This window comes from Acidithiobacillus sp. AC3 (assembly GCF_050261095.1).
Taxonomy (GTDB): Bacteria; Pseudomonadota; Gammaproteobacteria; order Acidithiobacillales; family Acidithiobacillaceae; genus Igneacidithiobacillus; species Igneacidithiobacillus copahuensis.
Genome location: NZ_CP189838.1, coordinates 456,765 through 475,490, shown reverse-complemented (window position 1 = coordinate 475,490; position 18,726 = coordinate 456,765). Strand labels below are relative to the sequence as shown.

18 protein-coding genes are annotated in these 18,726 nt (G+C 57.6%); 15 read left to right on the top strand and 3 right to left on the bottom strand.

The features are described from left to right. Positions 1 to 2: 2 nt before the first annotated feature. Positions 3 to 695 carry a 4Fe-4S dicluster domain-containing protein gene (locus ACQAYK_RS02375; protein ID WP_215872250.1) on the bottom strand — a complete coding sequence of 231 codons (693 nt, stop codon included), beginning with the start codon at positions 693 to 695 and terminating at the stop codon, positions 3 to 5. Between the two features lie 18 nt (positions 696 to 713). Continuing rightward, positions 714 to 3,572, bottom strand: a complete 2,859-nt coding sequence (locus ACQAYK_RS02370; protein WP_215872251.1) for a molybdopterin oxidoreductase family protein — start codon at positions 3,570 to 3,572, stop codon at positions 714 to 716. Positions 3,573 to 3,748: 176 nt separating this feature from the next. Between ACQAYK_RS02370 and ACQAYK_RS02365 the strand changes: the two genes are divergently transcribed. After that, positions 3,749 to 4,054, top strand: a complete 306-nt coding sequence (locus ACQAYK_RS02365; protein ID WP_215872252.1) for a hypothetical protein — start codon at positions 3,749 to 3,751, stop codon at positions 4,052 to 4,054. Positions 4,055 to 4,102: 48 nt separating this feature from the next. Here the strand turns inward: ACQAYK_RS02365 and moaC are convergent, their stop codons facing one another. After that, positions 4,103 to 4,600 (bottom strand): cyclic pyranopterin monophosphate synthase MoaC, encoded by a 498-nt coding sequence (gene moaC, locus ACQAYK_RS02360; protein WP_215872253.1) that lies wholly within the window; start codon positions 4,598 to 4,600, stop codon positions 4,103 to 4,105. A 56-nt stretch (positions 4,601 to 4,656) separates the two neighbouring features. On the opposite strand from moaC, the gene ACQAYK_RS02355 reads away from it, so the two are divergent. From ACQAYK_RS02355 to ACQAYK_RS02290, 14 genes are all read left to right on the top strand, one after another. Further along, positions 4,657 to 6,174: a PhnD/SsuA/transferrin family substrate-binding protein gene (locus ACQAYK_RS02355; protein ID WP_215872254.1), complete on the top strand. Its 1,518-nt coding sequence runs from the start codon at positions 4,657 to 4,659 to the stop codon at positions 6,172 to 6,174. Positions 6,175 to 6,262: 88 nt separating this feature from the next. Further along, positions 6,263 to 7,654 (top strand): sensor histidine kinase, encoded by a 1,392-nt coding sequence (locus ACQAYK_RS02350; RefSeq protein ID WP_215872255.1) that lies wholly within the window; start codon positions 6,263 to 6,265, stop codon positions 7,652 to 7,654. A gap of 8 nt (positions 7,655 to 7,662) precedes the next feature. Beyond that, the gene (locus tag ACQAYK_RS02345) at positions 7,663 to 9,030 is read left to right on the top strand and encodes a sigma-54-dependent transcriptional regulator (protein ID WP_215872256.1); all 1,368 of its coding nucleotides are present in this window, start codon (positions 7,663 to 7,665) and stop codon (positions 9,028 to 9,030) included. A gap of 253 nt (positions 9,031 to 9,283) precedes the next feature. Then, positions 9,284 to 9,667, top strand: a complete 384-nt coding sequence (gene soxX, locus ACQAYK_RS02340; RefSeq protein WP_483167779.1) for a sulfur oxidation c-type cytochrome SoxX — start codon at positions 9,284 to 9,286, stop codon at positions 9,665 to 9,667. A 23-nt stretch (positions 9,668 to 9,690) separates the two neighbouring features. Further along, positions 9,691 to 10,200: a thiosulfate oxidation carrier protein SoxY gene (soxY, locus tag ACQAYK_RS02335; protein WP_483167778.1), complete on the top strand. Its 510-nt coding sequence runs from the start codon at positions 9,691 to 9,693 to the stop codon at positions 10,198 to 10,200. 32 nt (positions 10,201 to 10,232) lie between these two features. Beyond that, positions 10,233 to 10,568, top strand: coding sequence for a thiosulfate oxidation carrier complex protein SoxZ (gene soxZ, locus ACQAYK_RS02330; RefSeq protein WP_215872259.1), 336 nt, complete (start codon positions 10,233 to 10,235; stop codon positions 10,566 to 10,568). A gap of 65 nt (positions 10,569 to 10,633) precedes the next feature. After that, entirely contained in the window at positions 10,634 to 11,497 is an 864-nt protein-coding gene (gene soxA / locus ACQAYK_RS02325) for a sulfur oxidation c-type cytochrome SoxA (RefSeq protein ID WP_483167777.1), read from the top strand. A 49-nt stretch (positions 11,498 to 11,546) separates the two neighbouring features. After that, on the top strand, positions 11,547 to 12,077 hold the full coding sequence (locus tag ACQAYK_RS02320; protein WP_483167776.1) for a DUF302 domain-containing protein: 531 nt from the start codon (positions 11,547 to 11,549) through the stop codon (positions 12,075 to 12,077). 26 nt (positions 12,078 to 12,103) lie between these two features. Then, positions 12,104 to 13,831, top strand: a complete 1,728-nt coding sequence (gene soxB / locus ACQAYK_RS02315; protein WP_483167775.1) for a thiosulfohydrolase SoxB — start codon at positions 12,104 to 12,106, stop codon at positions 13,829 to 13,831. A gap of 210 nt (positions 13,832 to 14,041) precedes the next feature. Further along, entirely contained in the window at positions 14,042 to 15,085 is a 1,044-nt protein-coding gene (locus ACQAYK_RS02310; RefSeq protein ID WP_483167774.1) for a rod shape-determining protein, read from the top strand. A gap of 13 nt (positions 15,086 to 15,098) precedes the next feature. Then, entirely contained in the window at positions 15,099 to 15,932 is an 834-nt protein-coding gene (gene mreC / locus ACQAYK_RS02305; protein ID WP_215872263.1) for a rod shape-determining protein MreC, read from the top strand. After that, entirely contained in the window at positions 15,929 to 16,405 is a 477-nt protein-coding gene (mreD, locus tag ACQAYK_RS02300; RefSeq protein WP_215872264.1) for a rod shape-determining protein MreD, read from the top strand. Before mreC ends, mreD begins: the two co-directional genes overlap by 4 nt. Positions 16,406 to 16,409: 4 nt before the next feature. Continuing rightward, positions 16,410 to 17,513, top strand: a complete 1,104-nt coding sequence (rodA, locus tag ACQAYK_RS02295; RefSeq protein WP_226826854.1) for a rod shape-determining protein RodA — start codon at positions 16,410 to 16,412, stop codon at positions 17,511 to 17,513. Between the two features lie 23 nt (positions 17,514 to 17,536). Then, a complete protein-coding gene (locus tag ACQAYK_RS02290) occupies positions 17,537 to 18,700 on the top strand; it encodes a D-alanyl-D-alanine carboxypeptidase family protein (RefSeq protein WP_215872265.1) in 1,164 nt (387 codons plus the stop codon). The last annotated feature ends 26 nt before the right edge of the window (positions 18,701 to 18,726 follow it).

Below are 18,726 nucleotides of genomic sequence, written 5' to 3'. Positions count from 1 at the left end.
CCTTAGCGCTCCACCACACGATTGACCCACTCCTTCACCTTTGCGCCGGCCTTCTTTTTCAGGCCTTCGGTGGGGATGGGAGCGTGCACGCGCGGCGGCAGATAATGGTTGCTCGGGTCATAGTTCAACTCGGGCATGAGCTGATAGCCACCGCGCTCGCGCACCGCCCGACTGACCGGACTCTCTGGATCGTCGAAGTCACCGAACATACGCGCATGCGCCGGACAGGTCAGTACGCAGGCCGGCTGACGCTCTTCTTCGGGGATTTCCATGTCGTAAATGCGGTCGATGCAGAGGGTGCACTTCTTCATCGTGCCGGAGACCCGATCCAGCTCGCGGGCGCCATAAGGGCAGGCCCAGGAGCAGTAATTGCAGCCCATGCACTTGCTTTGATCGACAAGAACGATGCCATCTTCTGGGCGTTTGTGGCTCGCCCCAGTGGGGCAGACGGTGACGCACTCCGCATTTTCACAATGCATGCAGGACATCGGGAAATTGACCGTCTTGTTGTAGGGATACTCCCCGATTTCATAGTGCCGGATACGGTTGAACCAGACCCCGGATGGCTTGGCACCATACGGATTATAGTCCGTCAGCGGCGCCGTGGTGCCGCTGGTATTCCATTCCTTACAGGCTACCGCACAGGCATGACAGCCTACGCAGGTATCCAGATCGATGACTAATCCAAGTCTCATGTCGCGCTCCTTGCCTACTCAGGACTTGAGATTGACGGGCTTATGGGTGTGATACCGCAGCACGTCCGGTGCCGGAGTATCGCCGGGCAGCGGCTTCATGGTCGGGAAGGTGGGCCAGGTGCCCTCCTCACCCGGCGCCGCCGGATAAATCTTGACCATCAAGTCATACCAAGCCGCCTGCCCGGTAATTGGATCGGAGTTGGTCAAGCGCCGCTCGCCTTGTTTAGGCGGCAGCAATTCCGAAATTAGGTGATTCATCAGGAACCCGCGAGTGGCCTCCGCGGCGTCGGGTTTCAGACCCCAGGCGCCGGATTGCTTGCCGATGGCGTTCCAGGTCCACACCGTGTCTTCCTGGCAACCTTCGATCAGCTTCACCTGTACGCGGATCTTGCCATTGTGGCTCTCGACCCAGACCCAGCTCTTGTCCTGGATCCCCATCTGCTCGCCGCGCTGCCGATTCATATACAAATAATTCTGCGCGATGATCTGGCGCAACCAGGCGTTCTGGCTATCCCAAGAGTGATACATCATCATGGGGCGCTGATTGACGGCAAAGAACGGATACTCCTTCTTGTCGATACGCTGCTGCTCCAAAGGCTCGTAGAAGTCTGGCAACGGGTCGAAATAGGTAGCCAGACGCTCGCGGTCGACCGGATCCTTGGGCATCGGACCATCATAGAGGCCCTGACCCGCCAAGCGGAAGCGCTGGAAGGCTTCGGAATACAACTCGATGATGATGGGGTCGGCCGTAGGATTGAATCCCACCCGCTGCGCCAGCTCCAGATATTCTTTGTTCGCAAAGCGGTAAAAGCGTTGGGACTTGGGCAGGTGATACTGGAAGAAGCCCTGATTCTCGATGTAGCGATCCCACTGATTGGGATTCGGTTCACCGCGCAGGTGCGTCTCGCCATCCTTACCCCGCCAACCGGCCAGAAAGCCGATCCCTGGAGCACGCTCGAAATTGGCAATGAAATCCTTATAACCGCTGTACTTGGGGGTGCCATCCTCCTTGGTGAAGGCAGGCAGTTTCAAACGCCCCCCCAGCTCCACCATCACGTCCTGCCAGGGGCGCACATTGCGGTCCGGCTTGAGGATCGGGTGGCGGATGGAGTCACAGATGGCATCCGGCTCGGAAATGGGTCGATCCAAGAGCGAGATGGAATCATAGCGCTCCAGGTAGGTGGTATCGGGCAGGATCAGGTCGCCAAAATTCACCATCTCCGAATGGAAGGCGTCGATGACCACCAAAAACGGGATCTTGTACTCGCCATTTTCGTCCTTGGCCTTCAGCATCTCCTGCACGTTGGCGGTATTCATGGTGGAGTTCCAACTCATGTTCGCCATAAAGAAGATCAGGGTGTCGATGCCGTAGGGATCCTTGTTGACGGCATTGGTGATCACCATGTGCATCAGGCCATGGTTGGCAATTGGCGCCTCCCAGGAATAGGCCTTATCGATGCGCTTTGGATTACCATTCTCGTCGATGACGAGGTCTTCCGGCGCGGTCGGGAAACCGAGCGGCAAGGACTTCAGCGGGGTGTTGGGAGCGCTGTGCTGCGCCGGCTTGTTTGGCGGCGGTACGGGCTTGGGGTATGGCGCCTTGGCGCGGAAGCCACCGGGACAGTCGATGGTGCCCAAAAGAATCTGCACCAGGTGAATGGCACGCGCTGCCTGCATGCCGTTGGAATGTGCCGAGATACCGCGCATGGCGTGCATGGACACTGGCCGCCCGATGAACTTGTCGTGCTTGCGGCCGGCCCAATCGGTCCATTCGACTTCAATCTCGATGCTTTCCTTGAACGCGACGTGGGCCATTTCCAAGGCCAGTCGCTCGATGGTTTCCGCTGGAATGCCGGTGATTTTGCTGGCGTTGGCCGGGCTGTAGCGGTCGTCCAGATAGCGCTCGGCGAGAATGGACATGATGGTGCGCACGGGCCGACCATCGGGGGTCTGGAATTCGCCAAAGAGGGCTGCCTTTACGCCAGGCTGCATGCCGTTGACGTAGGCCTGCTGTTCGAGATCCCAGACCAGAGGGTGCCCCTCGGCATCGCGCCAGATCAAACCGTCGCCCTTCTGACCGGGGGTATTCACCACCAGGAAGGGGGCGTTGGTGTAGCGCAGTAGAAAATCCCAATCGAACTGCTCATTCTGCAGAAGCACATGCACCATGGACAAGGCGAACATACCATCAGTGCCCGGACGGATAGGCACCCACTCGTCGGCAATGGCCTGATAGCCGGTGCGCGCCGGATTGACGCCGACAAACTTGCCACCGTTACGCTTGAGCTTCTCCAGACCAATCTTCATCGGATTGGAGGAGTGATCTTCGGCGACACCCCAGAGCATGAAGTACTTGGTGCGATCCCAGTCCGGGTCACCAAATTCCCAGAAGGCGTGGCCGAGCATGTAGAGGCCGGCAGTGGCCATATTGACGGAGCAGAAGCCGCCATGCGCAGACCAGTTGAGGGTGCCAAATTGCTGCGCCCAGAGCCCGGTGAGCGCCTGCATCTGGTCACGACCGGTAAAATAGGCCAATTTGTCCGGATCCGTAGCACGAATGTGCTCGAGGCGCTTGGTCAGGGTGTCGAGGGCTTCGTCCCAGGAAATCTCTTCGAACTCGCCGGCGCCACGCTCGGTGCCTGGCTTGCGCCGCAAAGGATTCCGCAATTTGCCCGGGGAGTACTGCTTCATGATCCCCGCCGAGCCCTTGGCGCAGAGCACCCCCTGGTTGATCGGATGATTGCGGTTACCCTGGATGAAACGCACCTTGTTGTCTTCTACGGTGACCTTGATACCGCAGCGACAGGCGCACATGTAGCAGGTGCTGTACTTGATTTCCTGCTTCTTGTGATCCTCGAACTCCATGACCGTAGCCATCGCCTGACCTCACTGAAATTTGAACGGACCCACCGGAAAGGTAGGGAGATGATGGTCGCCGAGCCATAGCGATAAAGCAACTCAGCTTTTTTGATTTTGTAATAAGGGCGGCTTATTTGCCTGGACAGCCCAAAGTGGATAAGTTCATCCTATCCTGAAACGTGTGGAGACCAGAGATGAATCGTAACGATTTCAAAGAACATACCCGGATTACCGTCACCTGGAAAGACAAGGAAGGTAAGCTGCGCCCCGGTAACTTCTATGTCTATGCCTTGTTGAAGGACGCTATGATCGTCCGCGCCACCGACAAGGACGGCCTGCTACGCAAACTGCCCTTCTCCGATGTGCTGCGGATCGTCAAGTGCCAGGATGTAGCGCCGCAGGATCGTTACATGATCCCGGATGAAATTTTGAAAGAGAGCAATTGGAAAGATCGCGACGTGATGGTGCGTTACAGCTCCTCTCCGCACCGCGGCAAATAATAGCAAGCAACCACAGCGGGGAGCGCCACGACTACGCCTCTCCCCGCTTCATTGCCCAGCGCCTGGCTTGCGTTCCCAGACGCCAGATTTGCCTCCCTCCTTCCGCAACAGACAAATCCCGGTCAGTGTCATACCCCGATCGATAGCCTTGCACATGTCGTAAATGGTCAGCAAGGCGACGCTCACTGCGGTGAGCGCTTCCATTTCCACGCCGGTCTGTCCCTGGCAGCGCGCCTCGGCTTCGCAGCGTACTTCGCTCGAATCGGCATCGAGCGCAAAGCGGATTTCTACGCCAGTCAAGAACAATGGGTGTGCCAAAGGGATCAACTCGGCCGTGCGTTTACTGGCCTGGATCGCGGCAATTCGCGCCACCGCCAGCACATCTCCCTTGTGCATGTCTCCGGCACGAATCCGTGCAAGGGTTGCCGGAGCCATGCGAATGGCACCGCCGGCTAGGGCGCGCCGCAAGGTAACCGGCTTGGCGCCCACCTCCACCATCTGCGCCTCGCCCTGCTGCGTGAAATGCGTTAGAGATTTTTCCTGCATTGGATATTGGCACTCCTTTTGCTTAGTCTAGGCGATCGCTCGGCCATCGGTTTCCCATGCGTTTACGACTTTTCCTACTGGGTATCTGCCTCAACCTGCTGCTCTGGCCCCTGCAAGGCCTGGCCGAGCTACGCTTTCTGCTGCCACCGGTCAGCAGCCCTTCCGTCATGTTCGCGGCCTTTGAGCCTCTCGCGACACACTTGCAAAAATCCCTTGGCGAGCCCATTCAGCTCAGCTTCAGTGCAGATCTTCACCAATTCTACCTGAAGGCGAGAGAAAAACGAGCGCAAATCGTTTTGCTCTGCCCGATTGCGTATCTGAAGATCGCCCATAGCAAACCATATATTCCTCTCGCTGGCCTGGTGCCCCCCCCTGGCGGTAATGAGAGCGTGATCGTCGTCCGCAGCGATAGTCCGATCCACACGGTCCTGCAGTTACGTGGAAAATCCTTCATTTTGGGGAATCCCGCCTGTGCGGCATCGGCCCTGGTGCCCCTGTCTCTGTTGGATGCTGCCGGCATCAAACGACAAGATCTCAGCGAATTGGGACAAGGCGGAAGCGATAGCAATGCATTGATGGATGTGGCGGCGCGCTTCTATGATGCGACTGCCGTTGCCGAAAACATTGCCGAACCCTATCTGCGTGCAGGCACCCTGCGCGTGATTGCGCGCAGTACCGTCGGGCCCGGCGATCTCATCGCCGCATCCGAGAGCGTACCCGCAGCGCAGCAGGCGGCAATCCGCCAGACATTGCTCAATCTGTCCCAGCAGGACCCCAGTGCGATGGCGGCAATCCATGCCCTGGCGACCCGTTTCACTTCTGTCACTCCAGGGACCTATGGACCACTACGCAGCCTCTATTCCGACCTGTATGGCGAAGAGCTGACACCGCGCTTGCAACGCCCACGTTGGCGCCTGGGCATTCCGCCGGCGTTTTCTCCCTTGACCGCAGCGCGCCTGTTTCAACCCTTGCGACTGGCCCTGGAAAAGGCGACAGGTAAGGCCATCGAAATTTCGCTGCCGCGCGACGAACGGCAATACCTGCAGCAAGTCCGGGCGGGACGCTACCAGTTTGCGCTCTTGAGTCCACTGATGACGAAAGCGGCGCAGGGCGACGTTCGTCGCCTGGCCACGCTGATTCCGAATGCTGGATCTTCAGGTCTGGCGCTGGTGCGCATCGCTGGCGTCCAGACAGCATCAGCGCAACTACGGATTGCGTATGGCAGTCCCTATTGCAGCGCCAAGGATCTGATCGCCGATAAGGTTGCCGGCTTTGCTGCCGGAAAACCGGTTTCCTGGTGGCCGGTGGATTCGGAACGCGCAGTGTTCACCGCGCTTGGCAGTGGCCAGGCAAATTTGGGGGTTGTGCGCAGCGCGACGGTGGACAGTCTCGCTGCCGCCATGCCGCATACTTGGGAAATCGTCGCCCGCACCGGTCCCGCGCCGGCCTGGGACCTCGTCGCCAGCCCGGCAATTTCGCGCGACCAGAACGCGCAGGTTCGCGACATTTTGGCTACACTCCCGAAACAGGCCTTGACGGCCGCAGGCTTTCAGGAGATCGCTGCACAGCCATGAAGTTCACGAACACCAACAGTCTTTCCCACACACTGTGACGCCGTCAGTTCCCCACCTCTGGCAACGCCTGACCTGGCGCAGCAAGAGCATGGCCTTGGTTGTGCTTCTCATCGCCATGATTTATCTGTTGATCGCCACCTTTCTTTATACCTCCGTGCGCGCCGACCTGACCAGTCAGGTACAGACGGAAATCCGCCATCTCACCGACAGCATCGCTAGCTCGGCAGCCAACCCTCTACTCCTGAAAGATGCGGGCCATCTTGCGCAACTCGCCAACAGCGGGAACTCTCTCGTATCTGCGGTACTGATCGTCGATCGCTCCAACACCGTGGTTGCCAGCACGGATCTTGCGCAGGTAGGCACGCAGATACCCTCCACGGCAAGCCGAATGCTGCCCCACAAATACGCCTACTCCGCCGCCATCACCGCCGGCAATCAGCGCCTGGGTACGGTATGGCTGCGCAGCGCCACTCCAGAAATCGATCGTCTCATCGCCCAAAAACTGGAGCACACCACCAGTCGTCTACTGATCCTCGGCATTAGCACCGCCATCATCGGCCTCATTGGTGCTTATCTGGTCAGTCTTGCCATCACGCGCCCCATATCGCGACTCATGCATGAAATGGAAGCCATGCAGCGGCAGTTCGGTATCCGCGAGGAAGCGCAAGCAGAAGAGACAGACGAATATCGGGATGAACTGCATCGCCTCGAACTCGCCTTTCGCTCCCTCGCGACGCGGCTGCGCGAACACCTGCTGGAGTTGCGCAAACTCAATCAGCGGCAGCAGGCCATGCAGTGTATGGTGACCATCGGGCAGATGTCGTCGCAGGTCGCCCACGAGATTCGCAATGCCTTGTCCTCGGTACGCGGGGCGGCACGGTATCTGGTGCACTACGATGATCGCGACAACCGGGAAGAGTTTTTACAGATCATTGAAGAAGAGGTACAGCGTCTGTACGACATGACCCAGGGATTTTTGGATTTTGGCCGAAGCTATGACACCCACGTCGAGCCACACGAACTCTGCCCATTCCTGCAGCGCTGCGTGCAACGGCACGTGACGGACTTCGACACCCGCGCAATTGGCGTGACCCTGGAATGTAATCCTGGTCTGCAGGCGAGCTTCGATGCCTCTTTGCTGGGACAGGCGATCAGCAACCTCTTGCTCAACGCCTGTGATGCCGTTCCTGGCCAAGAAGGTCGCATTCTGCTGCGGGCCGCAGCCCTCACGGACAGTGTCGAGATCAGTGTACAAGACAATGGACCGGGCATTCCCGAGGCGCAATGGACGGAAGTTTTCAAACCTTACGTTACGAGCAAAACCAAGGGGAGTGGACTTGGTCTAGCGATTGTCGCCAAAATCATGATGGTCCACGACGGTAGCGTAGAGTTGCGCCGGGTGCAGGGATACGGGGCCTGTTTCGTGCTCACGCTACCACTCGCGCGCAGCAACCGGGCAGAGCTCATTAACGAAGGCTGAGGAGCAGTATGGATACCCAAATTCTGATCGTGGAGGATGAGCGCAATCTGCGTCGCGTCCTGGCCGCCATCTTGGGCGCTGAGGGCTTCGTAGTGCTCGAGGCAGAGTCGGGAGAGGAAGCCCTCGAACTGCTACAGCAACAAAGTCCCACCCTGATCCTTACGGATCAGCGCTTGCCGGGGATGCCTGGCATGGAACTTCTGCGTCGGGTGAAGACCCTGTATCCCTTGATTCCCGTCATCGTCAGCACGGCCTATGGCGAGATCGAGCAGGCAGTGGAGGCGATCAAGGAAGGGGCGGAGCATTACTTGACGAAACCCGTGGACGAGGGCGAACTGCTGGCGCTGATTCGGCAAATCCTCGAACGCGGTGGCCGGAGCGTCCCGCCTCTGCGACAAGCCCCGAAACGACATGGTCTGATCGGGGTAAGTCGGGCGATCGCCCAACTTCTTGAAACCATAGACCTGGTTGCACCCGCACCTTCCAATGTCCTGATCAGTGGCGAATCCGGCACGGGCAAGGAACTGGTGGCGCGTGCTCTGCACTACGCCTCTGCACGGGCCAACGAGCCGTTTGTTGCCTTCAATTGTGGTGCCATTCCGCTGGAGTTGGTGGAAAGCGAAATTTTTGGCTATGAACGTGGCGCCTTTACCGGCGCAGTGCGCAGTCAAGCCGGAAAGCTGGAAACGGCAGCCGGCGGCACATTGTTCCTCGACGAAGTTGGCGACATGCCTTTACCGATGCAGGTCAAGCTCTTGCGCGCCCTACAAGAACGGGAATTCACGCGCCTGGGCACCCACCAGCCGATCCGCTTGCAAGCGCGGATTGTCGCCGCCACCCACGTCGATCTAAAACAGGCCATTCAGGAAGGACGTTTTCGGGAAGATCTGTACTATCGTCTAAACGTCATTCCACTGCATATCCCTCCGCTGCGGGAACGCCGCGCCGATATTACCCCGTTGGTAAACCATTTTCTGGAAAAAATCTGTCACGAAATCGGCCGCCCACGCATAGAAATCGACAGCGATGCCCTCTCTGCCCTGGAAAGTTACTCCTGGCCGGGCAACATCCGTCAATTGGAGAATCTTCTGGAGCGCTGCGTGGTGCTCACCCGGCAAAACAGTATTGGTCGGCGTGATCTGCCAGCAGAAATTCGCGAGCAGGAATCCAACAGTGAAGGGAATCCGTCCAGCCCCTTCGATCTACCCGCCATCGAGCGGCAAACGGTACTCAGCGCCCTGGAAAAGACCCGTTTCAACCAAAGCCAGGCAGCCGTGCTGCTGGGCATCAGCCGGAAACAATTGCGCACCAAGATGAAGAATATGGGGTTACTGGCCGACCAGGCGGACGAGGAAGAGGGGTTCGATAGAGACTAGCCGTTTCTGTGCCTTTCGGCACAGTAAAGCCCCGGCGCTGGTCCGGGGCTTTTTGTTTGTTCCTGCGAACTACCCCGCTATCAGACCGTGGCTCGGACAAGAAGTTGCGGGATAACAAACTGATTTTCCAATGCGTAACAGGATTTCTCGCGCCCCGTCCATCCGGAGCTAACGCCCCCCAATACAGCTGGCACGAAATCTGCTGAGTAATGGCGCACCGGGGAAGAAACCGGGCAGCACCACAGGAGTCATCATGAACGCTCACAGACGCACACGCGCGGGGATTCTTACTGGACTGGCTGGCGCCCTATTATTGGTCGCTACGGCTGCCAGTGCTGCCCCGGCGGTCAATAACATTGAAGCTGGTCGCGCCTTGGCTTTTGACCGCGCCAAGGGAAACTGCCTGGCCTGCCACGCCCTTCCCGGCGGCACGCAAGCAGGTGATGTAGGCCCGGCCCTACCGATGAAAGGCGTGACCTTTCAACAGATGTTTCAGACCAAGGAAAAATTGGTCGCCTTTCTGTCTGATCCGGAAAAACTTTTCCCCTACGCCAACATGCCAGAGTTTGGAAAAAACAAGGTTCTGACTCATCAAGAACTGGAACAAGTTGCTGATTATCTCTGGTCGTTGAAATAAATCATCCGTTGAGGAGTATATACATGAAGCAAATGCAACGTAGACAATTCCTCGGTACCGGCGTCACCGCCGCTGCCGTAGCTGCCGTCGCCGGTACCGGTCTTTTGCGCGCAGGCAACGCTTTCGCCGACAACGTCGCGGGCTGGCCAGCCAAGGCCTTCGACGCCAAGGTGCTCGATCAGGCCATGAGCGACTCGGTCGGCAAGACCAGCGTACCCGTTTCTTCCAAGGTTTCGCTCAAGGCCCCAACGATCGCCGAAAATGGCGGCGCTGTGCCGGTCACGATCGAAATCGACTCCCCCATGACGGCGGACGACTACATCACCACAGTCTGGCTCTTCGTCGATCATAACCCAACCCCTTTGGCCAGCCAGTTCAATTTCACTCCAGCCTGCGGCAAGGCCTATATTCAGGAACGCATCAAGATGGCGAAAACCGACAATGTTCGGGTCGTCGCCAAAACCAACAAAGGGGAACTGATGGCCTCGGCACCCCGTGAAGTCAAAGTCACCATTGGCGGCTGCGGCGGCTGATTTTTTTCGATTTTCGTAAGGAGCTACATACCATGGCAGAAGCACTTGGCAACCCGATGATCCGCATGCCCGGTAGCGCGAAAAAGGGAGAGATCGTGGAGATTCGCTCCCTGATCATGAACCCGATGACTACCGGTCTCCAGAAAGACAAAAAAACGGGAAAATTGATCCCAGCACATTTTATTCAGACGGTAACGATCACTTTCAACGACAAGCCGCTGTTGGACATCGACTGGAGTACTGCGGTCAGCTCCAACCCCTATCTGGCGTTCAAAATGCGTGCGGAAGAAAGTGGTACCTTAAAAATGGTATGGAAAGACAATACCAATGGTAGCTGGAGCGCAGACTCCAAAATTACCGTGAGTTAGCAGTACTCTACAGCGCAGTGCATAACGCACTGCGCCGATTTCCATAAAAAGGGAGGGAAATCGCAATGAAAAAATGGCTCGTACCCATTGCTGTCGTGGCGCTTGCCGGTAACAGCATCGCAGCCAATGCGGTGAATTGGTGGGACCTGGGAAACACCAAGGTGGGACCGGAACAGACCCTGCAACAATTTCATGAATATTTCAAACAGCAATTTCCCAACATGCCGTTGGAGAAGTATTCGCTAGGTGCCTATGCCTTCAGTCCGCAGCTCTACGCGCAGTATCAGGAGGCAATGCAATTCAACCCAGGAGATTTGACTCTCTCCGAAGGGCAGAAGCTCTGGGACAACAAGTTCAAAAATGGAAAGACCTACGCCAGTTGCTATCCGGATGGCGGTAAAGGGGTGGCTGCGCATTATCCGATGTTTGATGGCAAGACCAAGCAAGTCGTTACCATTGGTATGAGCATCAATGCCTGTCGCAAAGCCAACGGCGAGGCACCGCTGCCATACGGCAGTCAGGACATGATCGCCCTGCAGACCTATCTTGGGTCGCTGTCCAACGGTATGCCTGTCGATGTACAGGTCAAAGGGCCGGGCGCGGTGAAGGCATTCGAGGAGGGCAAGGCCTACTTCTTCATGAAGCGCGGGCAACTGAACTTCTCCTGCGCTTCCTGTCATGTTGCCTATGCCGGGAAATATCTGCGCGATCAGATTATCTCCCCGGTCGTTGGGCAGAGCGCCCACTTCCCCACCTATCGGGCGGCTTGGTCGGCAGTAAATACCCTGCAAAAACGTATGGAAGGCTGCGATAAGAAGGTGGGTGCGCAACCCGAAAAATTGGAGAGCGTCGACTATCGCAACCTGGAATATTTCATGAGTTATCTCAGCAATGGCATCAAGATGAACGTTCCGGGCTACCGGCCGTAAGGCGACGAGCTCTCTGCTGATCACATCTGTCGTACCAGAGGAGTTGTCCATGTTTCGTATCGCACCCCTTGCGGCAAGACTCAGCGTTGCCTTGGCCAGCGCTGGCTTCGCCTGTATCGCCCACGCTGCACTCGTTGCGGCGCCGGTTTCCGGCATGCCCAAAATCAATACGGATTCCCCGTTGTATATCGTAGCTGTCGACCAAGGGGTGACGCCCGCCCAGATCAAACTCGGCATCAGCAGCGGTGCCGAGGCGGAAAACATGAATGTCGTCGGCACGCTGGACGTGCAGCAGGGTTTGCAGGAGCGCGGCATCAAAAGCAATACACCCTACGTGATTTATGAGGTGTGTAATCTCGTACTGGGCGCGAAGATTTTACAGAGCACTCCGGAGTTTGGTGCTTTCGCTCCGTGCAAGATCGTCATGTATGAAAGTCATGGTCAGTTGAAACTCCTGACCTATTTGCCCACCTATGCACTGCGGTATTTTCCAAAAAATGCCGAGGCGGAAAAGGTGGCACAAGAATTAGACAAGCAAATCATTACAGTAATGAAACAGGCTAAATCCGGCGGCCTGTAAACAATAATTGGGGAGGTATCATCGTCATGCAATTGGGTAGAAGAGATTTTTTGCAACTTTTGGGCGTCGCTGGGGCAAGCGGCTTTTTTGCGCCCGGCGCCATCCAGGCCGCCTGGGGAAGCGACAAAGACCCCTACGATATTCCGGCCTACGGTAATGTGACACTACTGCATATGACCGATTCCCATGCCCAGCTTTTGCCGGTCTGGTGGCGTGAACCCGATACCAACATCGGTGTCGGCCCGGTTCTGAATCAGACTCCACACCTCTGCGGCAAGTGGATGCTCGATTATTATGGCCTGGCCCACAGCGGACGCGACGAATACACCTACTCCTGCCTGGATTACGATACCCTCGCCAAGCACTACGGCAAAATTGGTGGCTATGCGCATATTGCGACGCTGGTAAAACGCTATCGCGAACAGCTCGGCAATCGCGCCCTGCTGCTCGATGGTGGAGATACTTGGCAGGGTTCCGCGACCGCACTCTGGACCAAGGGTGAGGATATGGTTGGCGCACAGAATCTGCTCGGCGTCGATGACTTCGTCGGTCACTGGGAGTTCACCTATGGACAGAAGCAGGTCGAATACTTGGTGAAGAACAAGTTGAAGGCCAAGTTTCTGGCGCAGAACGTCTTCAGCAACACCTGGCAGGAGCCCGTCTTTCAGCCCTATCAGATCCACGAAATCAGCGGTCGTCGCATTGCCGTGATCGGCCAGGCATTCCCGTTCACCCCCATCGCGAACCCTGGCTACATGATTCCTGACTGGGGCTTTGGCATTCATACCGAGCACATGCAGAAGATGGTAGACGAGTGTCGCAATGACAAAAAAGCTGACCTGGTGGTCGTCCTGTCGCACAATGGTGCTGACGTGGATAAAAAAATGGCCTCTTTGGTCAAGGGGATCGACATCATTCTCGGGGGGCACACCCACGACATCATGGGTCCCAAGCCTTTCCAGGTGAACCAGACCTTGATCATCAATACCAGCACCAATGGCAAGATCCTCGCACGCTTCGATCTCGATGTCGGCAAAGGCAAGCTCAATGGCTGGCGCTTCCATTATCTGCCGGTATTCTCCAATCTGATCCCCGCCGATGCCCCCATGAGCGAGTACATCAACGGGGTACGCAAGCCGTATCTGGAAAAATTGCAGCAGCCCCTGGCGACCACCGGCAGCCTGCTCTATCGACGTGACAACTTCAATGGCACTTTCGACCAGCTCCTCTGCGATGCCTTGCGCGCCGAGATGGATTGCGAGGCATCGTTCTCGCCTGGCTTCCGCTGGGGTTACTGCAAGCTGCCCGGAGAAACCATCACCATGGAAGATGTCATGGGACAGACGGCGATCACCTATCCCCAGGTCACGGTCAATAACTACACCGGCGAACAGATCAAGAACATCATGGAGCAGGTGGCGGATAACATCTTCAATCCGAATCCCTACTACCAGCAGGGCGGAGATATGATCCGTGTCGGGAATATCCAGTATGACTTCAACCCCGACGAGAAGATCTATCATCGCATCAGCAACCTGCGTATCGGTGGCAAACTGGCCAGCGCCAGCAAAAAGTACAAGGTCGCCGGCTGGGCGGCCATGCAGCCGGTGGAAGGCAAGCCGGTCTGGGAGGTCTTCGCCAGCTGGCTGCAGAGCCAGAAGCATGTGGAAGTGAAGAAGGTCGATCTACCCGTCCTGAATGCGGACATGCGCACCAATAAGGGCATCGCCTTCCCCAAAAGCTATGAATTGTAACAGGGCAACCTGGTAACGAGCGGACTTGGCCGGCCATTTGTGCCGGCTTTTTTGTAGCCAAATTGACACAGTTTCAGTCGCTTACCGGTTCTTGGGCTTTGCCATGGCTTCTGCTAGACTGGCCAGACATTTTTTGGGCCGCTACCTTACAACGGCGCGGACAAGCAACAGACACGGCTTCTGAAATCCCTAATGCAGGATCACAACTAAATGATATTCAAGCGCTTTCTTGGACTGTTTTCGAGCGATCTGGCAGTAGACCTCGGCACGGCGAATACCCTGATCTATGTACGCGGTAAAGGCATCGTCCTTTCTGAACCTTCGGTAGTGGCCATCCGTATGGGCCGCCATGGCGCTGACCGGCGCACGCAGGCCGTTGGCGAAGAGGCCAAACGCATGTTGGGGCGCACACCGGCCAATATCATTGCCATCCGTCCATTGAAGGATGGCGTCATCGCCGACTTTCAGATTACCGAAGCGATGCTCAAGCACTTCATCAAACGCGTCCATCCCCAGCGCTTTCTGAGCCCGAGTCCGCGCATCATCGTCTGCGTTCCCTATGGCGCAACCCAAGTCGAACGGCGCGCCATTCGGGAGTCCGCCCAGAGCGCCGGTGCTCGGGAAGTGCACCTCATCGAGGAGCCAATGGCCGCGGCCATTGGCGCGGGCTTGCCTGTTGCCGAACCCACCGCCTCGATGGTAGTGGATATTGGCGGTGGCACCACCGAAGTCGGCGTGATTGCCCTCGGCGGTGTCGTCTACTCGCAGAGCGTGCGCGTCGGCGGCGACAAGATGGACGAAGCCATCGTCAACTATATCCGCCGCAACTATGGCATGTTGATTGGCGAAAGCACTGCCGAAGAAATCAAGAAAACCATTGGCTGCGCCTACCCCTTGAGCGACACGCTGAGCATGGAGGTGCGCGGACGCAACCTTGCCGAGGGGGTGCCACGCACCTTCAGTATCTCCAGCAACGAAATCCTCGAGGCCATGCAGGAGCCCCTCGGCGCGATCGTCGGCGCCATCAAGCTGGCCCTGGAGCAGACCCCCCCAGAACTCGCCGGTGACATCGCCGAGCGCGGCATGGTGCTGACGGGCGGCGGTGCCCTGGTGCGCGACCTCGATCGTTTAATCATGGAAGAAACTGGCTTGCCAGTAATCGTTGCCGAGGACCCTCTCACCTGTGTGGCTCGCGGTGGCGGTCGCGCGCTCGAAGAGTTGGAGCGTCTGGGCGAGGTATTTGCGGAAGAGTGAAGCGTAGACGCCAATGCCTGGCATGTCGCTGAGTCGTCCGCTTCCATCGCTATTGCGCCTTGTTCTGCTGGGCGCAGTCAGCGCGGCACTGAGCTTTTACAGTGTTGGACACCCCAACCTGCAACAATTCGGTCTGAGTCTGGCGCGCCCGATCCTCTGGCTCAATGGTCAGGTGCGTGATGTGTGGTTGGCTGGTAACCAGTACCTACAGGGACAGGCGGCGCTGCAGAGCGAAAACACGGACCTTCGGCAACGCCTGCATGCCTTGGAAATGCAGAACCTTGCGCTCCCCGTATTACGTGCGGAGAATCGCCAGCTTCTTGCTTTGCTGGATAGTTTTCCCACTGCCCCAGGCCGGGTGACGGTGGCGCAGATCGAGGCGCAGAGTCTGCTCGCCGGAAGTCAACAAATCACCATCAATGCGGGCTCGGCGGAAGGTGTCTATGTCGGTCAGCCGGCCCTCGCACCCGGCGGCGTAATTGGGCAGGTGGTCACCGTCAGCCGCGACAACGCCAGAATCAGTCTCCTGTCGGACCTATCCAGTTCCATTCCTGCGCAACCTCTGGGAGGTGATGAACCAATACTGGTGGATGGGCAGGGGAACCTGCGGGCATTGTCCGTTCCCTTTCAGTCACGTGACACAAAACTTGTACCGGGGACGGAGCTGGTCACTTCCGGACTGGGTGGCCGCTTCCCGCCAGGTCTGCCATTGGGCGTGGTGGAAGGCGTTGAACGCAAGAACGGCGGTCCTTTTGCCCAGATTACTGTGCGCCCGAGCGCTAATCTGGCGGCACTGAACACCATCCTACTGCTTTGGCCGCAGACCCGCCATTCGTCGGATCGATGAAGGCGGGGGCTCTGTTCGTCGGCTTTCTCCTGGCCTTTCTCTTGGAATCGCTGCCGTTTGGCCCCCTCTACGCGCAGTTGCACCCCGACTTTGTCGCGCTGCTCATTCTGTACTGGGCTCTGAGCAGCGAACAGGCACTGAGCTATGTCCTTATCTGGCTAATCGGTTTGCTTCAGGATCTGCTCCTCGGCGATCTTCTCGGCGCTCAGGCAATCTCCCTCGTACTCATGCTGGTCTTGCTCTATACCTGGATGAACCGGGTACGACGGCTCCCACCATGGGAACAGCTCTTCTTTATCTTCTTTTTGCTTCTCGCCCAGCAGCTCGCTGCCTGGCTCTGGCCGCTTTTGCTGCGGCCGATTGCCTGGCACAACGCTCTCCTCATTGGACCAGCGCTGGGCGCCGCTCTTTGGCCGCTGTTGACGTATCTTCTCGATCTAATGCAGCGCCACTGGCCGCAACTGAGGAGATGAGCAGATGAACCCCAGCAACTGGCCACAACGTCTCGCCCGCATTCTCAGCCATATCGATCCCGCGTTGATGACCGGCATCTTGCTACTTATGGGAATCAGCTTGGCAGTGCTCTACAGTGCCAGCCAACAGAATCTTCACGTAGTATGGGCACAACTCCTGCGTTTCACCATCGGCATTGGCGTCATGATCGCTATCGCCAATACGCCGCCCGAGCGCCTGCGGGCCTGGGCCCCGCCCCTGTATGCCGTGGGTATCGTGCTTCTGCTGCTGACCTTGGTCATTGGCGAAACCAGCATGGGGGCCAAACGCTGGCTGGGCGTTGGACCCCTGAGTTTTCAGCCTTCCGAGCTGGTCAAACTCGCCCTACCGCTGATGCTCGCGTATTACTATTCGCAAGTGGACGATGTGCGCCTGTGGCGACCCACGGTCATTGGCTTTGTGTTGATTGGGGTGCCCTTTCTCCTCATCGCCAAGGAACCTGACCTCGGTACTGCCGTGCAAATCGCGGCAGCGGGGCTCTTTGCCATGTGGCTGGCGGGCGTGCGACGACGCTGGTTCATTGCCCTGATTCTGCTTGCCGCCATCAGCGGTCCGGTGCTTTGGCACTTTTTACATGGCTACCAAAAGGAACGCATCCTCACCTTTCTCGACCCGCAACGCGATCCGCTCGGTGCCGGCTATCATATCATCCAGAGTATGATCGCCATCGGTTCGGGCGGCATCTTTGGCAAGGGCTGGTTTCATGGCACCCAGGTCAACCTGGATTTCCTGCCCGAGGCGCAGACCGATTTCGTCTTTGCCGGCTTCGCCGAGGAGTTTGGCCTGGTCGGAGTACTGCTGCTGATGGCAGTGTACCTCCTCATCGTTCTGCGCGGCCTGGTCATTGCGTTCGAGAGCCGCTCCCGCTTTGGGAAATTGCTCGCCGGCACCCTCAGTCTTACTTTTTTCCTCTATGTTTTCATCAATATGGGAATGACCAGCGGGATTCTCCCCGTGGTGGGTGTACCCTTGCCACTCATCAGTTACGGTGGCACGGCGATGCTGACCTTTCTCGTTGGTTTGGGTATTCTCATGTCCATTCACTCGCACCCCCGACTCCACGACTAACCCACCTTTTCAGCAGGATGTTCATGGCTTCTATGCGTACTTTCTTCAACAGTGTACTGGCTACCTTACTTTTTGCTTTCTCCACTTTGGCAATGGCCGTTACCCCAACGCCGCAGTTGCCGATTCCACCGGCGCCCTCCTTGCCGAATGTGGCGAGCTACGTTCTGATGGATTCTCAAACTGGGCAGATCATTGCGGCGAAAGTTCCGGATCTGCGCCGCGCACCCGCCAGCCTGACCAAACTGATGACGGCCTATCTCACCTACCAGGCGATTGCCGATGGCAGCCTGCATCTGCAGGAATCCATCCCGGTCTCGGACGCGGCATGGAAAACCGGTGGTTCCCGCATGTTTTTACAACCGCGCCTGCCGGTGACGGTAGACCAGCTACTGCACGGGCTCTTGATCGACTCTGGCAATGACGCGGCGGTGGCCCTTGCCGAGGCCATCGGGGGAAGCCAAGAGGCTTTCGTCACCTTGATGAACCATGCCGCAGCAAAGCTGCAACTGCATTCAACACGCTACAGTAATGTGGACGGCTTACCCGACGACAACCTGTATACGACCGCTTACGATGTCGCCGTTTTATCGCGTCATCTGATCCAACAATATCCGCAAGTTCTGCAGATCACCAAGCTCAAATCCTATACGTACAATAAGATCACGCAGCGCAGCTGGAATCCGGTATTGTTTCGCGACCCCAGTGTCGACGGCTTGAAGACCGGACTTACCGATGCCTCTGGGCACTGTATCGATGCCACCGCCGAGCGCAATGGTAGGCGCCTGATTGCCGTGGAGATGGGTGCGCCTAGCTGGTCTTCCGGTACGGACGCTATCGAAGCCCTTCTGAATTATGGGTATCGTTTCTACGAAAATCAGGAACTGGCGGTGGCGGGCAAGCAGGTGGGGGTAGCGTCCCACAGTGATTGGTCACCCATGCAAGTGCCCGTCACCGTCGCCGAGCCATTGATTGTCACCATTCCGCGTGGTCACGCCACCGATCTGCAAACCCACTTGCTATGGGATCCAAAGGTGCAGGCACCCTTCACCAAGGGGACAGTGTTGGGACAACTGCAGGTGACTCTGGATGGCAAGGTCGTGCGCAGCGTGCCGGTCCTCGCCAGCACTGCAGTGAGCAAGGCATCCTGGCTCGGCCAGCTGTGGCACCGCGTCCGCAGCGCCATCTAAGGCCTGGGACTTCACCTGATGCCGTG

Excerpts from the sequence above, each read along its gene's own strand:
- mreD (WP_215872264.1), top strand. The coding sequence starts at position 15,929 with ATGAAGGCGGGGGCTCTGTTCGTCGGCTTTCTCCTGGCCTTTCTCTTG.
- ACQAYK_RS02350 (WP_215872255.1), top strand. The coding sequence starts at position 6,263 with ATGGCCTTGGTTGTGCTTCTCATCGCCATGATTTATCTGTTGATCGCC.
- ACQAYK_RS02375 (WP_215872250.1), bottom strand. The coding sequence starts at position 695 with ATGAGACTTGGATTAGTCATCGATCTGGATACCTGCGTAGGCTGTCAT.
- ACQAYK_RS02290 (WP_215872265.1), top strand. The coding sequence starts at position 17,537 with ATGGCTTCTATGCGTACTTTCTTCAACAGTGTACTGGCTACCTTACTT.
- soxA (WP_483167777.1), top strand. The coding sequence starts at position 10,634 with ATGAAAAAATGGCTCGTACCCATTGCTGTCGTGGCGCTTGCCGGTAAC.
- ACQAYK_RS02370 (WP_215872251.1), bottom strand. The coding sequence starts at position 3,572 with ATGGCTACGGTCATGGAGTTCGAGGATCACAAGAAGCAGGAAATCAAG.
- soxB (WP_483167775.1), top strand. The coding sequence starts at position 12,104 with ATGCAATTGGGTAGAAGAGATTTTTTGCAACTTTTGGGCGTCGCTGGG.
- ACQAYK_RS02310 (WP_483167774.1), top strand. The coding sequence starts at position 14,042 with ATGATATTCAAGCGCTTTCTTGGACTGTTTTCGAGCGATCTGGCAGTA.
- soxZ (WP_215872259.1), top strand. The coding sequence starts at position 10,233 with ATGGCAGAAGCACTTGGCAACCCGATGATCCGCATGCCCGGTAGCGCG.
- mreC (WP_215872263.1), top strand. The coding sequence starts at position 15,099 with ATGCCTGGCATGTCGCTGAGTCGTCCGCTTCCATCGCTATTGCGCCTT.
- ACQAYK_RS02320 (WP_483167776.1), top strand. The coding sequence starts at position 11,547 with ATGTTTCGTATCGCACCCCTTGCGGCAAGACTCAGCGTTGCCTTGGCC.
- moaC (WP_215872253.1), bottom strand. The coding sequence starts at position 4,600 with ATGCAGGAAAAATCTCTAACGCATTTCACGCAGCAGGGCGAGGCGCAG.
- rodA (WP_226826854.1), top strand. The coding sequence starts at position 16,410 with ATGAACCCCAGCAACTGGCCACAACGTCTCGCCCGCATTCTCAGCCAT.
- ACQAYK_RS02355 (WP_215872254.1), top strand. The coding sequence starts at position 4,657 with ATGCGTTTACGACTTTTCCTACTGGGTATCTGCCTCAACCTGCTGCTC.
- ACQAYK_RS02345 (WP_215872256.1), top strand. The coding sequence starts at position 7,663 with ATGGATACCCAAATTCTGATCGTGGAGGATGAGCGCAATCTGCGTCGC.
- soxY (WP_483167778.1), top strand. The coding sequence starts at position 9,691 with ATGAAGCAAATGCAACGTAGACAATTCCTCGGTACCGGCGTCACCGCC.
- ACQAYK_RS02365 (WP_215872252.1), top strand. The coding sequence starts at position 3,749 with ATGAATCGTAACGATTTCAAAGAACATACCCGGATTACCGTCACCTGG.
- soxX (WP_483167779.1), top strand. The coding sequence starts at position 9,284 with ATGAACGCTCACAGACGCACACGCGCGGGGATTCTTACTGGACTGGCT.